Origin of the sequence: Spiroplasma corruscae, assembly GCF_002237575.1 — a bacterium.
Taxonomy (GTDB): Bacteria; Bacillota_I; Bacilli_A; order Mycoplasmatales; family Mycoplasmataceae; genus Spiroplasma_A; species Spiroplasma_A corruscae.
Genome location: NZ_CP022535.1, coordinates 226,938 through 242,544, shown reverse-complemented (window position 1 = coordinate 242,544; position 15,607 = coordinate 226,938). Strand labels below are relative to the sequence as shown.

Sequence of the window (15,607 nt, the reverse complement as noted above, 5' to 3'; positions counted from 1 at the left end):
TTTATCCTAACTATATCATTTCTTCGATTCAACTATCATAATCCAATAATGCTTTAATAAGTATGTCAATATCCTCTTTTGTATTATATATTGAAAGACTTATTCTAATTGTTGAATGTGCTCCAATAACATTTGTTGTTAATCTAGCACAATGTTTACCAACCCTTACTGAAATATTGTATTTTTTATTTAGAAAAGCGCCAAAATCTTGTGAATTAACATTAATTAAATTAAATAGAATAATAGGTTCTTCATTTTCTAAATTATAAAACTTAAACTTTGATTTAATAATATCGTTTATATTATTTCTAAAGTAATCTTTCAATGTTTTAGGATACTCAATTAAGTTATCTAAACCAATTTCATTAATTATATCTAAACATTTATTGAAGGCATATATTGCACTTAAATTTAAAGTTCCACTTTCAAACTTTTCTGGTATTTGTGCTAATTTATAATCATTTTTTTTTATATCAATATTATTTCCACCACCATACAATAATGGTTCTATACTATTTAATAGATCTTTTTTAGCTCATAGTACACCTAATCCAAATGGTCCAAACATTTTATGTGTTGAAAATGCTATGGCGTCAACATTTCAATTAGCAACATCTGTTTTACAATGTATTATTGATTGTGCTAAATCTAATATTACTAAAATATTTTTATTATATGTTTTAACTACTTCTACAATTCTTTCAACATTATTTTTTATAGCAAGCGTGTTAGAATTAACCGCAAAACTTATAACCTTAACATTCTTATTAAGTTGATTAATTAAATTTGTTTCATCAATACTATAATCATTATTTAGTGCTAAATATTTTATCTGTGCTTTCTTTTCTTTGGCAACAACCATTCAAGGTAACAAATTTGAAGAATGTTCAAGTTCTGTTAATAATATTTCATCATTTTCCTTTATATATGGTTTTAGACCAAAGGCTAGCTGATTTAGTGAATAAGTAGTGCCGCTTGTAAAAATTACTTCTTTTTCATCTGTAGCATTAATAAAATTTTTTATTTTAATCCTTGTATCAATAATCATTTGATTAGATAAAAAAGCGTTTTTAAATAAATTGTTATGTGCGTTTGCAGCATAAATTAAATCATACTCGGATTGTGCTTTGATAACTTCGTCGAACTTTATTGAAGTTGCAGCAGAATCAAAATATATTTCTTCTACGTTATTCTTGAAATAAGAGAAAAGGTTTTTGTAGTTCATTAAATCATTCCTTTTAAAACTTCTCATAATTTGTTATTCAGCTCTTCATTACTAATATTATTAAATATTGGTGTAAAGTAACCATTTATTATTAACTCTTGAGCAGATGATTTATCTAAACCTCTTGATAATAAATAAAATACTTGGTCTGGGTCTAGCATACCAATTGCATTAGCATGACTTGCAACAATATCGTTCTCATCAATTAATAAAACTGGATCAGAGTTTGCTTTTACTTTTTCATCTAATAATAATAACCTTAGTTCTTGATGTGCTTCAGACCCTGATGAACCTTTTAATATGTTACTAATACATCTTACAAATCCTTTTGAAGTATCTTTTAATACATAATATACTTTTATATTTGAATAAGTATTTCTTGCTAAATGTTCAACTTGAACAACTGTGTTCTTGTCAAAATCTTTATTAACAATTGTCGCTGAATAGAATTCTACTCTAGCATATTCTTTTAATAAGTTAATTTTTAAAACTTCATTAACATTATAGTTACCAAGATTTGCAATATAAAGATTTAATTTAGTACTGTATTCTAAATTAAAATTAATATTATAGTTAATATTATTGATTTTCTTATTAGAATTAAAGAAAACTAACGTTACTTTTACCACAATATCTTCTTTAAAATTAAAATTGATATTATTATTAATTTCTTCTAAATATATTAAATATTCATCTTCAGTTGTAATTTCAACTTTTTCAACTCTTGAGTTACGTAAATCAATAAAGTTTACATTATTATTTGTAAAATCTTTTTTCATTATTTGTTTAATTCCTTAACTCATGAGTAACCTTCATTATTAACTCTCTCAACCAATTCATTACCTCCACTCAAAACAATTCTTCCATCAATAATTACATGAGCGTGAGTTGGTACAACTTTTTTAAAGAATCTGTCATAATGTGATACAAGAACTAATGCACTTTTTGATAAGTCTATTGAGTTTAAATTTTGAGCTACAACTTCTAAAGCATCCACATCAAGCCCTGAATCAATTTCATCAATTAAACTAAATATTGGGTTAAGCATTTTAAGTTGAAGTATTTCATTTTTTTTCTTCTCACCACCACTAAATCCATCGTTAACAAATCTCTTTAACATGTGTAAATCAAACTTCAATTCTTCAGCTTGATCTTTAATATCTTTATATATTTCTTTAAGTTTTTGAGGTTTGTCTTTATGTGCGTTTACAATGTATTTTAAAAATTCTAAATTTGTAACCCCTGGTATAACCTGAGGGTTTTGCATTGCTAAAAACAACCCCAATTTACTTCTTTCATCAACTGGCAATTCTAAAATAGACTTACCATCAATTAATATATCCCCAGAGATAATTTCATATTTTGGGTGACCCATTATTGACATCAATAATGTTGATTTACCATTACCATTCGGTCCCATTAAGGCATGTATTTCACCGGTGTTAATGGTTAAATCTACCCCTTTTAGTATTTCTTTATCTTCAATATTTACATATAAATTTTTTATTTCTAATTTGTGCATATTATGTTCCTTTGCATTGATATTATAATTATTCTAAAACTATTTAACCATTTTTATTAAAAAAATTAAATTTAAATAATATAATATTTGGACTATTTTTTTATTATAATTATCTTGATAAAAAATCAAGGAGTGAAAGATTTGAAAAAGTTACTAACACTATTAAGCAGTGTTTCAATGATAGTTACAACTGCACAAGTTGTAGTTGCGTGTACTTCAAAATATGACCAAAAAGATGTTGATGGTAACTCTATTTTGGTGCAATTTTTAAATAGTTTGGACGGGAAAGCACAAATTAAAGCTAATGACGTTTTAGATAAATTAATTAATGCTAGTTCAGGAGTAAAAAACAGAGAAAAATTCTCAATAGATTTATTAAAAATGTTTAATTTATCGGTTATGGCTAATGCAAGTACTAATTATGGTGCTGATGGTAAAACTGAATATAAATTAGACCAAAATAATCCATATTATTTAAATAATTTAGAAAATATTTTAATTGATAGATTTAAAACTTTATCAGCTGACGTTGATAGACAAATACAAAATGAAAAAGATAAATACAAAAATGAACATGCAGGTAAGTGAGAAGAAGAATGAAATAAAATGCTTGTTAATAAGTATAGTGTTTATCAAACTGACACAAAAGATATGGATAGAGACTTTTTAGAACAAAAATACAAAGCTGATATCCTTTTAAGCGACTCATCTAATAATGTGTCAAAAATATTATTAGATATATTATTAAATACAGACCAACAAGGTGTAACTTGAGTTTCAAAAACAACAGTTCAAGAAAAGTATAAAAACTTATATCTCGCAGGAGATGATGAGACAAAATTAAACTCAATTTTTAATTCAGATCCTAATGTTTTAAACCAAATATTTAACTCAAAACAAGATAGTTCAAAGAAATGAACCAACACAATGGTTGCTAATAAAACAAATTGAGATAAATTAAAAGGTGAGATAGGTCAAAATTATACAGAAATGAAAACCGATGTGCCATTAGATTTAACAAAATTAAGTGTTACTGATGCTACTTCAAGAAAAGGATTTGTAAGTAACTCTCAAAGATTCTTTTTAGATCAATGATATACTACTCAAGCACCATTAGCAATTAGTGAAATCACAATCCCTTTTGCTGATGATCATAAATTTGATGATGGTGTTAGTGCAAGTAGCTTTGAAAATAAAACTTATACAGACTACCAAGCAGATATTGCAAAGTTATTTAATGAATTAAAAGGTAAAGAAGACAAAGGTGTTACAGATTCTAAATGAAGAAAATACATGTCAGAAGGTTCTATATCAGGGTTATTAGATGGTAAAGGAACTATTAAAAAGTATGATAAATTATTAACATTATCTGATTCATCAGACTTTACTCAAGACTTAAGAAGTGCTGTTTATGATTATGTTCTTAATATTGATAAAGAGGGAAAACTCGATAAAATAAGCGGTGTGGATTTAAGAAGTGACGAGCAAACAAACGAACTAAATTTTATATCAAAAATTAATAGAAGCGCAAGTGAGAGCAAAAACTTTTATGGTGTTTTAAATGATGGAAGATTAATTTTAGTTGATACATCAGGACTTCACATCATTAATATTGACGGTTACAAGTATTTAAAAGATAATATTGATAGTAAATTAGAAAGTACTAAAGGTGTCAATGTCGAAGATGGAATAATTAATGAAGATACACTATCTGAATTAGAAAAGTTTAAGAATTTCCACAAATTAACAAATAATGAAAAAATAGCATATATCCAATCTGAAGTTGAAAATGATCAAAATTACTTCACAAAACTTAACAGTCATATAACAAATCCTTATGAGCAATATTTAGTAAACACATCATTAATCAAAGGTTTAGACGGTGCCGCTACTAGCTTTGATGCAATGTCAGAAGTTAAAGACTGAGTTAAAATCGAATCATCAACTGATGCTTCAAAATATAGTTGATCTTCATCTGTTTTTGATTACTTCTATACAATAAGTACAGATAAAGCTAAAGACCAGAGAGATTTCATAAATAGATTTATAGTATTTAACTCAATTGATGATTCTAATGGAAATGCTTATAACTTAGGTGATAAATTTAGTTCAATGCTTTCAACTATAAAATCAATAATAAGTTCCGCTCCAAGCAATGCATTTGTTAATGAATTTAATAAAAGAAATAAAGAAATATTAAAACAATCAGATAAATCAAAATATCCAAAACAAATAATTAAAAATGGTGATACATTTAATGATAATTTGAAAAAGAAAACTAATGAAAAGTTTTGAAAACCAGGTGATGAAACACCCACTACAAGAAGTAACGTTTCTATAAACTTAATTAATAATGAATTAGTTAGTATGTATTTTAAAAATACTACTATTATAAGAGGTGATGAATAATGAAAAAACTAATAGGATGACTTACTGCATTAAGTATAATAGGTTCATCATCATCAATGGTAGTATCTTGTAATAAAGATAACTCATGAGATGTTAGACCAGATAAACCAAAACTAGATTCAAATCTTGCTAAGAAACTATTAGCAAGTATTTCTGGTGATTCTTCTCTTGCGGATATTGATTTTGGCTCATTCTTTAGTTCAGATGATGCAACTAAAATTGTTGTAAATATGATTAATGAATTGATATCTAGACAATATAGTTTTGATTCAAAAAATAAACAAATAAGTGACTTAGGTTGAAGCTCAAAATACGGTAAAGAAGATAATGGTTCAATAGAACAATCATTTAGAGATTTGTATTCAGAAGATACTAGATCAATTGCTGAAGATAATTTATTTTTAGAATATACTAAAGCCCTTTCAAGCAATGAAAATTATGACTTTAATATTCAAGCAAAATACTTATATGATTTAAATCTAGTAAGCAAAACAAGCGTAAAACTTCTAAATGATAATGATGGTAAGCTAAGTGGTAAAACTGCTGAATTAGACCCTTCTAATGTAAATGATAAAGCAATTTATTTCAAAAAAAATGGTAAAGGTAAATCGCTTCTTTGAAAATACTCAGGTGAAATAGTTCCTGGTATTACAGATAAAGATGAAGATATACAAACATCAAACTTACCAACTATTAATGATTTGACAGCCGAATATTCAAAAATAGAAGAAGAAGATAAAACTAAGTTCTATGTTGATAAAGATTGTACAAAAAGAGTGTCTGCAAAAACTGCTTTATTTATTAGATTTCAACAATATTTTGAGTCTAAACTATTAGAAGATATTAATACTAACCTACTTACAAAATCATTCTTAGATGCCAATATGTTTAAAATTAAATCTGAAGGCACTAGTGAAAGCGGGGTTAAAAATGGTGTATATTTAAATACAGCATCACCAATTTTCTCTAAAACACAATCTTGAAGTAATAATACTAATGAAAAGTTAAAAACAAATGTTAAAATGGTTTGAACAGTAAAATATGATAATACTAAAAAGGATTTAGATCTTGAAAGTGAAATAAAAACTAAGTTAAAGAAATTTATTAACCCTGCCAATGGTGAAATGTTAAGTCCAAGTGAAACAAGTATTACCGATATATTAGAGATATTGTCAAAATTAGGAGAACAATCAAAAGAAGAAACACCTACTAACCCTTATAACCCTGTTATAGATGATAGTAATTCATATGATCCATATTTTGGTCAAGGTGGTTTTAAAGGATTTACTATTTATAATAATGATAGTTCTATTGGTGATTCGCCTATTTCTGGAGCTAATTACGAGTCTGCTGTAAAAAGTTGAAATAATGGTCCTGGAATTATCTTAAAAAGCCCAGAAAAGTACTCATTTACTGATAAGGATAATGGTAACTACGAAGAAATAGTCGTTGTACTTCCAGTCTATATGATTGAACTATTGGGTGGTAGTGGTGCTAATATATACCAAATAAAAGGTAAAGATCAAGCAGATACAATAGATATAAACTTGGGTAAATCAGTATCAAACAAAACTGAATTTAAAGATATTTGAGATAGACCAATTAACGAAAAATTACATACAAAAGATATTCAAGACTTAATTGCGGATAGTTCAAAAAGGGATTCAATGTTGAACCAATTAAAATATTTGGTTTCAAATGATTCAACTTCTTCAGAACTAGCTAAAACATCACTATATTCATTATATTTAGATAAAGATTTAGTATACTATGCTGGTTTATATAATGAAATTGGTAAATATATCAAGAATGAAGATGACTACGATGAATAAAAAAAACCTTTTTAAAAGGTTTTTTTTATTATAAAATTTATTCGAGGTGTATTATGGAAAATAATTGTATATTTTGTAAAATCGGTAGCAAGGAAATAAAATCAAATGTAATATATGAAAATGAAAGTACAATAGCTTTCTTAGACTTATCACCCAACTCCAATGGACATTGCTTAGTTATTCCTAAGAGTCATTATGATAACTTTGAAGAAGTAGACTTAAATGACGCTATTGAAGTTTTAAAAACTAAAAAACACGTAATTAAAATTTTAAATAAAGTTTTCAATCCACTTGGATATAATTACATTTCAAATCAAGGTAGTGAAGCATTTCAAACAGTGTTTCATTATCACGAACATATTATTCCTAAATATAAAAAAGAGCATGGATATACTTTTAAAATTAATAAACAAATTGATGATTTAGAAACTGAACAAATTATAAAAAAAATATCTGAATTTCAAGAAAACTAATTTTTTTTGACGTTTTCAAAATGTCTTAAAAAACTTCTTCCATCTTCAGATAATATTCTTGGTGTCCAATTATTATGAGATACCTTTTTTATTTCTTCATTAACTCTGTATAATCTTGCATCAAGGCTATCTAATGTAGAAATTATTATGCTTTCAACCAATAATGGTTCAATTGGTGAACCAAACTCATTTTTACCATGACTTGATAATATAACATGTTGTAATTTAACAATATCATCACTTTCAATATTTAGCTCTCTTGCTTTTTCAAATACAAAATTATTACCAATTGAAATATGTCCAATAAGTTTCCCAATTGGAGTATACTCACTAGCGTTCTTTCCTTCTAATTCAACAACCTTACCAATGTCATGTAGAATAACCCCACAATATACTAAATCTCAATCTATTTCAATAAATGTATAAACTTTATTAAGTGCCTTTGCCGCTTCCAGCATCGAACTACTATGTCAAAATAAACCGCCAACAACATTATGATGTATACTAACTGCTGCTGGATAGGTTTTATAATGCTCTTCATGCTCTTTTAAAAGCTCTAAGGTAACTTTCTTATAACTATGGTTTTTAAGCGATTCTACAAAGCCTAGCAACTCTTTAAACTTATCATTTATATTAAGAGGAGCATTAATTGAGAACATATCGTGAGATAATTTGTACTCTTCAAACTCTTCTTCGTTTATTACTACATAATTGTTAATTTTTAATTGAAGTTGATGCCTATAACTGTTAATATTGGCATCAATTCTTATGATAGTACCCGCCTTAAGATTACAAATATCTTCATCATTTACATTTCATAGTCTACCTTCAACTCTTCCAGTTCGATCAATTAGATGTAAAATCAAATAATTTAAACCATTATTACCTGTTGATAGTACAACCCTTTCAATCCTTGCTGTTAAATTGACAATTTTATTTTCTAAATTTAATTCATTTATCATAATTACTCCTTTTTATGAATTAGATTAAATATCCTGGATTTTCAATTACTTCTGTAAAACTATCTATAAAGGACATTATATTTTCAAAACTTAATTCATTATTATCAAAAGAAATATTTATGCTTAAAGAATTATATAAGAGTCCATCATTTTTTAATAATTGATTTATGTTATTTAAAGATATACTAAAAATCGTTTCATCATTTAATAAACAACTTGATATATAGTTATTAAAGTTAAGAAAGTCATATATCATGTATTTTGATTCTAGATTAAAATTATTAGATTTATCAAGCTCTTTCTTAAAATTAAATATACTAATACCTAAATTATTTATTGACGTACATTTTCTTTTTTGGCTATTTTTAAACTTTTGCATTATATTTATAAATTTTTGGTTGTTTTTAAAGAATGCACCAGATGAAGACATTGAATAAACTATCGCTTTTGTAAGAAGTGTTGATACATTAATTTCTACATCTTTATCAATTGAAGGTTTATATAATATGTCTTGAAGGTTTAGTAATTGATTTATATCTAATGATAAACTTACTGAAGATTTACTTATACTTGTTTTAATTATTTCTTCTTTTGATACTTTCTCAATATTATTTGTTGTTAAATCAATACTATTAATTTCTTTATGATTATTATTGTTAATTTTCTTATCATCTAAGTTGACATTATTTTTAGAGAACTCGTTTAATGAGTTTAAATTTTTCAAAACACCAGTTTCTTCATTTGATACTATTTTTTCATGAGAACTAATACTATCAACTGATTTTCTAAACTCTTGATGTTCTTGCTTTTTATCAAAGTTTTCATTCTGTCTTTGATGCAATTTTTCTATAAACTTAATTTTTTCATTATTATTATCATTTTTAATAGCTTCTTTATTTTCTTGATTATCTCTAAATCTTGCTAAAAAATTGTTAGTGTCTTCTTTAATTACTTTTTCACCCATGCCTAATGATGTGTTATTAAAAAAACTTAATTCTTGAGTGATAGAATCATTTATTTGTACTTTATTTTTATTCAAAATATGGCTTTCAATACCACTAACTTCAGAACTTTTTTTATTAAATTTACTTGAATCAAATGTTAATTGGTCATTATTTTTATTATTTGTATCAATTGTTTGTTCTTCTAATTTTTTTTCTAGTTTTTCAACAGCTGGTGTTGTTTCAACTTCTTCATAATTATCAAAATAATTAAATTCATCAAGTCCTTCTTTTAGAGTATCATTAATATTTTTTGGTTCTCTAACAAGTTCCATTAGTTCATCATGAGTAACTAACTCAAATAACTTATCGTTACAAGAAACAATCAATGAATCAATTATAAATATATTTTTTACAACTCCATTAATTGGAGATTTTATTTCTACCTTTTCTAACTGAGTTGAAATAGTAGTCAATAAATCGCCCTTATTTATTGGTTGGCCTTCTTTAACGAAGACATCATCAACTATACCTTTTAAGTTTTTACTATTATTAAATAAAATAAATTCCATGATTTATGCCCCTTTTACGCTATACATATTAGTATTTTACACTATTATCTATTAGAATAAAATAAAAACTATTTCATAGAAAAAAATATTAGAATATTCACTAATATTTAAACTTAAACTCTAATTCTTGTACTTTTTTAGTTTTTTTTGAATTCTTTTCATTTTCAAGTATTTCATAGATCATGTTTCTTATGAAGTTAACTGATTTTGGTCTTATTCATAAATTCAAGAAATTTTGTCTAATTTCAAGTGAGTCTAAATAAGAAATTGCATTTATATAATCATATTTAAAATCTTTTACAAATTTAGTTAAAACTTTGTCGATAAAAGGGTTTTTAGAAAACATAAAATCTCTAGGGAAGCTTTCAACTAATAACATTCCATCAATATTCAGACCATTATAATTTAATAAACTCTTTTTTAATAGTTTATTAACCATAATACCTTTTTCACTTTTTGTTAAGAAGTAGTCATCCATCATTTCTTTTGTATAATTAAGAACTCCATCACCTTTGTTTAAGAGTCAATCTACTTTTTCATATGCACTCATTATATTATTCACCTCTGGTATTAATATATCTATTTTAACTAAAAAAATAGTTTAAATAAAGTATTTTTATTATTTTGCATAATAGTATATAAATATAAAATATTTACAATGCTTTATTGCAGAAATTTACTAACGATATAATAATCGTTATTCAAACAAATTAAAAATATAATTATTAATCTTTATTAAAATACACGGTTATTAACAAAATATTGTAGGTTATTATTTTACTATTATACAAGACTATATGTTAATTATAAATTATATATTTATTGAACTATTATTGTACTTTTTATAATGAGGTAAAATAAATTTATCAACTTAATATAGAATAAGTAAATTATTATAGAACAAATTAGGTATATAATTAATTATTAATCTTGATTTAACTTAATAACTAAATAATCAATTTACATAGTTTATTAAATAATAGCATATAATTAATGGTGTTTTAGAATACGATGAGTTAAATATTATATATAGCTAATTTAAAAACCTTTAACATTTGTAATTGTTAAAGGTTTTATTTATAAACTTTATTTTGATTAATTTTAAAATAATTAAGTAGTTATAGTAACATTAAGTGTCAATGTTATTGGACCTGATAATAAATTGTTAAAGTTATTTATGTCATCTTCAGAATCTAATAATATTACTGTTGCAGTCCCACCACTTTCTGGAGAACCATTAGTATAATTAAGAGTATCATTACCACTTAAACCAAAAATATCAACGGTAGCATTATTGCTTGTAATAAAATCATTATATTTTTCAGCTAATACTTCTTCTAACACATCTAATTCTGCATCTTTTTCACAACTAATATTTAATGTTTTATCAGTTATTACTGTGTTTATATCAATTTGTTTGAAAATTTTCGCGTTTATCTCACCTCTTACATAATACCCATCAATCGAATAAGCCATTCCACTTTTAACAGTTAATTTTGCAAGTTTAATTTGAGTACCTTCAACATGTTGCACAGTGCCATTATCATCATCAAAATAATTTATATCAACTAAATTAACTAATTGATCAATAGTTATTTTTATACCTATTAATGAAGCTAATAATAGGAGTTTTTCTGTATATGATTTAATTAATTTAAATACTCCATCCTTAGTTCCAACTTCTGTTTCAGGTACTGTTATGCCTTTTTTATAAATAGCTGGATTAAACATTGCATAATCGCCTTCACCTTTTATTAAATCATCAACTAATTTTAAATCCACTTCTTTTACTTCTTTTAATGTAAAAGTAACTTCACCTTTTACTAACTTACTTGTGCTAGTAGCAACAACTTTTATAGAACCATCTTTTTTATCGCTTTTTGATGGAGCGACGAAGCTACTAAAGGTAATATCTATGTCTTTTTCAACACTTAAATTATCATTAATTAATAATTGTTTGATTATAGAACTTTCTGCACTACTTTGTTTTTCATCTTCTACAGGTGCAATTTTTGAAGTTTCTGGTAATGTACTTAAATCTACAACTTCTCTAAAAATTAGTGAGAATGTTGCAGATCCTTTTAACTTTGTGCTATTAGCAGCAGGTTCAACTTTAATTGACCCTGGGTTACTAGTGCTTGTTGCTGCATTAAACCCACTAAATAATAAATCACTTTCAACATAATTCTTTCCGCTAAACTTCTTATTAACAGCATCAAGTACAGCTTTTTTTGCTAATGCTTCATTATTTGCAGCTGGTGATAATTTTAAATCATCTCCAGTAATTGTGCTTAAATCAGATAACGTATCATTATAAGCTAATTCAAAAGATGCAGATCCTTTTAACTTTGTGCTATTAGCAGCAGGTTCAACTTTAATTGACCCTGGGTTACTAGTGCTTGTTGCTGCATTAAACCCACTAAATAATAAATCACTTTCAACATAGTTCTTTCCGCTAAACTTCTTATTAACAGCATCGAGTACAGCTTTTTTTGCTGATGCTTCATCATTTGCAGCTGGTGATAATTTTAAATCATCTCCAGTAATTGTGCTTAAATCAGATTTTTTATCTGTATTTGTTTCCTCAGTTGCAGGTTCGCTATTTCCACAAGATACAACTGCTGCACTTGTTGTTGCAACTAAACTCATTGACGTTAATAAACATAGTAATTTTTTCATATTTTATTCTCCTTTGCTTAATTATATTTGTATATATATTAAAAAAATTTTTAAAATAACTAAAATAATACAAAAATTTATTAATACTTAATAATACATAACTACCATTTTTAAACTATAAATATATGTAAAAAATCTTTAAAAAGCAAAAAAAAGTCCTTTATAGACTTAATGAATTGATTTATTTTTCTAACTTTATTTTACAAATGGCATTAATTTTTTGTTTATCAATTTTTTGATCTCATGAATTGTTAACTCTTGCTAATCTACCAATATGAATATAATTTGATATTGAATAAGCATGACTAATATTATTATTATTAATGCCACCACCAATTAGTATTTTTGTCTTTAAATTAAGATTTACTAATAAGTCAATGACCTTTAGACCTGTTTCTAAATCCAATCCACCTGAAGTCAAGATATAATCTATCTCCAAACTATTTAACTTCTTATAACTTTTAGTAAAATTATTTACTTCATCAAAAGCTTTATGGAAAGTGATTGTAAGATTTTTTTTAAATTTTAGTACTTTTTTTAGAAATTTTATGTCGATATTATTTTTGGAAGTAAGTGCACCAAAAACAATTCCGCTTGCTTTTGTACTCGTTATAAATTTAATGTCTTCTAAAATTTGTTTTTTTTCAGCTTTTGAATATACGAAGCTATTTGAACTTGGCCTAACAATCACATTTACAGGAATTTTAGATATACTAGTAACTTCATCAATTAAATCATATGGGGGTGTTAACCCACCAACTTCCAAATCCTTACATAGTTCAATTCTATTTGCTAATGAATCATTTATATCAATAACATCTTGTTTTGATTTTGCGATTACTTCTAAAAACATTATAAGTATTTTTCCAATACTCTAACTTTATCTAACTTTTCTCAACTAAACTCTTTTTTTCCAAAATGCCCATATTTACTAGTTCTGAAATAAACAGGTTTTTTTAAATCTAGTGTATCAATAATTGATTGAACTCTAAAGTCAAAATTTTCTTCAATTGCTTTGTAAATAATGGCATATGGAACTTTATTTGTACCAAATGCTTCTATAAAAATTGATATCGGTTTTGAAACACCTATTGCATAACTTAACTGTATTTCGAGTTGGTCTGCTAATCCAGCTGCTACAATATTTTTAGCAACATATCTCGCCATATACGCGGCACTTCTATCAACTTTTGAAGGGTCCTTACCTGAGAATGCACCTCCACCATGTCTAGAATATCCACCATAACTATCAACAATAATTTTTCTTCCTGTAAGTCCGGTATCGCTTTTAGGACCTCCAATTACAAATCTTCCTGTTGGGTTAATTAATACATTAAAGTCAGTATTAAGGTTATGTTTTTTAGCAATTACATTCATTATGTTAGATTTAATGAATTCTTTGAACTCTTCTTCATTATAATTATCATCATGTTGAACTGACATTAGTATAGTATCAATTCTTGGATTGTTATAATTTTCATAATCCATAGTTACTTGTGATTTCATATCTGGTTGAGCATATTTAAACTTATTGTTTTTTCTTAATTTTGAAGCTAAATGTACTAAATCATGTGCCAATTGTATTGCGCAAGGCATATAATTTGAAGTTTCGTTTGTTGCATAACCGAACATAATTCCTTGATCACCAGCGCCCATATCATCTTTATTAACTCCTATTGATATATCTTGAGATTGTTCATTAATTTTAACTACTATATCACAATGATTAGGATCTATACCAGTTTTTTCGTCATTATAACCAACCCTATTAATAACTCATTTCGCGATTTCTTTGTAATCAACTTTGGCAGTTGTAGTGATCTCCCCACCTATCACTAAAAAACTTCCCGTCACAAAAACTTCACAAGCTACCTTAGAATTTTCATCTTGTTCAAGGCAAGCATCCAAAATAGCATCAGATATTTGATCACAGATTTTATCTGGATGACCTTCTGAAACTGACTCACTTGTAAAATACTTTTTCATAAAATTCTCCTTAAATTTTCATAGCATATTAATAATAACAAATTTTTAAATATCTTTTAATATTGTTTCTACAATTTCTTTATTGTTAAGATCATTTAATAAAAAATGTTTATTTTTCTCAAATTTTATTATTTGAAATTTTTTATTTGATATATCTCTTAAGTTTGTTAATAATCATTTTTTTGAAATAAATACATCATTTAATGGTAAGAGAAATACAACACTCTTTTCTTTCTTATTTATATTCGAAGCTAATTTCTTATTTATCTTGCTAATCTGCATAAACTCTTTAATGCTCTTTTTTCGTTGTAATAATTCGCCTAATTTTTTTGCGTATTGACTATTGTTTGTGCAATCTTCTCCATAAAGTTTGTTATTTATTTTTATATTATAAGTGAATAAAAAACTAAACAAGAATTTAATAATTATACTAAAACTAATTTTATTAAACTGTTTTACATAAATTGAACTTAATATTACTTTATTAACATAACTATGATTAACAAAATATGAAGATAAAGAAGATCCAAATCCCTCGCCTAATAATATAAGTTTTTTATCAGGATATTTATTTTCTAAATAAATAATTATTTCTCTTAAATCATTTATAAGATATCCATAATTAAATTTATTACAATTTTCATTTTCTCCAAAGTTTCTTTGATCATATGATAGAAATGATATATTTTTATAATATTTATTAATATACATTTCTGTATCTATAAAACTTTTTCTACTCATTCCAAAATCATGAACACCTAATATAATATGACTTGACTCTTTTTTAATTTCACCTAACCATTTTAATTGGTAATTATCACTTGTTCTGAAAAACTTTTTCTTTACAAGCTCTGACTTAACTAAGGGTTTAACTTTTGTTTTTATTCTTTTTACAAGAATTAATCTTGTATTAACTATTAACAGACATAAAAAAATGATTGATACAATCACTATTGTTAATATTAAGTTTAGATTGTAATCCTTGAACATTTTCATAAAAAATTAT

At 25.5% G+C, this 15,607-nt stretch carries 13 protein-coding genes; 3 read left to right on the top strand and 10 right to left on the bottom strand.

Going from position 1 to position 15,607, the window contains the following annotated elements; translation table 4 throughout:
• Nucleotides 1-10: 10 nt before the first annotated feature.
• The 3 genes from SCORR_RS01170 to sufC are packed head-to-tail and all read right to left on the bottom strand — an operon-like array spanning nucleotide 11 to nucleotide 2,747.
• Nucleotides 11-1,225, bottom strand: coding sequence for an aminotransferase class V-fold PLP-dependent enzyme (locus SCORR_RS01170; protein ID WP_169709025.1), 1,215 nt, complete (start codon nucleotides 1,223-1,225; stop codon nucleotides 11-13).
• Nucleotides 1,225-2,004 (bottom strand): SufB/SufD family protein, encoded by a 780-nt coding sequence (locus SCORR_RS01165; protein WP_094048311.1) that lies wholly within the window; start codon nucleotides 2,002-2,004, stop codon nucleotides 1,225-1,227. The genes SCORR_RS01170 and SCORR_RS01165 overlap by 1 nt, the downstream gene beginning before the upstream one ends.
• Nucleotides 2,004-2,747, bottom strand: a complete 744-nt coding sequence (sufC, locus tag SCORR_RS01160) for a Fe-S cluster assembly ATPase SufC (RefSeq protein WP_094048309.1) — start codon at nucleotides 2,745-2,747, stop codon at nucleotides 2,004-2,006. The genes SCORR_RS01165 and sufC overlap by 1 nt, the downstream gene beginning before the upstream one ends.
• Before the next feature lie 141 nt (nucleotides 2,748-2,888).
• Here sufC and SCORR_RS01155 point away from each other — a divergent pair, with 141 nt between their 5' ends.
• From SCORR_RS01155 to SCORR_RS01145, 3 genes are read left to right on the top strand one after another with little or no spacing between them, the layout of a single operon-like run.
• A complete protein-coding gene (locus SCORR_RS01155; RefSeq protein WP_094048307.1) occupies nucleotides 2,889-5,156 on the top strand; it encodes a lipoprotein in 2,268 nt (755 codons plus the stop codon).
• Nucleotides 5,156-6,988: a lipoprotein gene (locus SCORR_RS01150; protein WP_094048305.1), complete on the top strand. Its 1,833-nt coding sequence runs from the start codon at nucleotides 5,156-5,158 to the stop codon at nucleotides 6,986-6,988. The genes SCORR_RS01155 and SCORR_RS01150 overlap by 1 nt, the downstream gene beginning before the upstream one ends.
• Nucleotides 6,989-7,041: 53 nt before the next feature.
• Entirely contained in the window at nucleotides 7,042-7,461 is a 420-nt protein-coding gene (locus SCORR_RS01145; protein ID WP_245831793.1) for an HIT family protein, read from the top strand.
• Here the strand turns inward: SCORR_RS01145 and SCORR_RS01140 are convergent.
• The 7 genes from SCORR_RS01140 to SCORR_RS01110 form a co-directional block, all read right to left on the bottom strand.
• Nucleotides 7,458-8,423 (bottom strand): 3'-5' exoribonuclease YhaM family protein, encoded by a 966-nt coding sequence (locus SCORR_RS01140; RefSeq protein ID WP_094048301.1) that lies wholly within the window; start codon nucleotides 8,421-8,423, stop codon nucleotides 7,458-7,460. The genes SCORR_RS01145 and SCORR_RS01140 overlap by 4 nt on opposite strands.
• A gap of 19 nt (nucleotides 8,424-8,442) precedes the next feature.
• Nucleotides 8,443-9,936 carry a biotin/lipoyl-containing protein gene (locus SCORR_RS01135; protein WP_094048299.1) on the bottom strand — a complete coding sequence of 498 codons (1,494 nt, stop codon included), beginning with the start codon at nucleotides 9,934-9,936 and terminating at the stop codon, nucleotides 8,443-8,445.
• 100 nt (nucleotides 9,937-10,036) lie between these two features.
• Nucleotides 10,037-10,486, bottom strand: coding sequence for a hypothetical protein (locus SCORR_RS01130; protein WP_094048297.1), 450 nt, complete (start codon nucleotides 10,484-10,486; stop codon nucleotides 10,037-10,039).
• A gap of 560 nt (nucleotides 10,487-11,046) precedes the next feature.
• Nucleotides 11,047-12,615, bottom strand: a complete 1,569-nt coding sequence (locus SCORR_RS01125) for a lipoprotein (protein ID WP_094048295.1) — start codon at nucleotides 12,613-12,615, stop codon at nucleotides 11,047-11,049.
• Nucleotides 12,616-12,796: 181 nt separating this feature from the next.
• Nucleotides 12,797-13,468 carry a copper homeostasis protein CutC gene (locus SCORR_RS01120; protein WP_094048293.1) on the bottom strand — a complete coding sequence of 224 codons (672 nt, stop codon included), beginning with the start codon at nucleotides 13,466-13,468 and terminating at the stop codon, nucleotides 12,797-12,799.
• Nucleotides 13,468-14,601 carry a methionine adenosyltransferase gene (gene metK / locus SCORR_RS01115; RefSeq protein ID WP_094048291.1) on the bottom strand — a complete coding sequence of 378 codons (1,134 nt, stop codon included), beginning with the start codon at nucleotides 14,599-14,601 and terminating at the stop codon, nucleotides 13,468-13,470. The genes SCORR_RS01120 and metK overlap by 1 nt, the downstream gene beginning before the upstream one ends.
• 45 nt (nucleotides 14,602-14,646) lie before the next feature.
• Nucleotides 14,647-15,597: a serine aminopeptidase domain-containing protein gene (locus SCORR_RS01110; protein ID WP_094048289.1), complete on the bottom strand. Its 951-nt coding sequence runs from the start codon at nucleotides 15,595-15,597 to the stop codon at nucleotides 14,647-14,649.
• Between the last annotated feature and the right edge of the window lie 10 nt (nucleotides 15,598-15,607).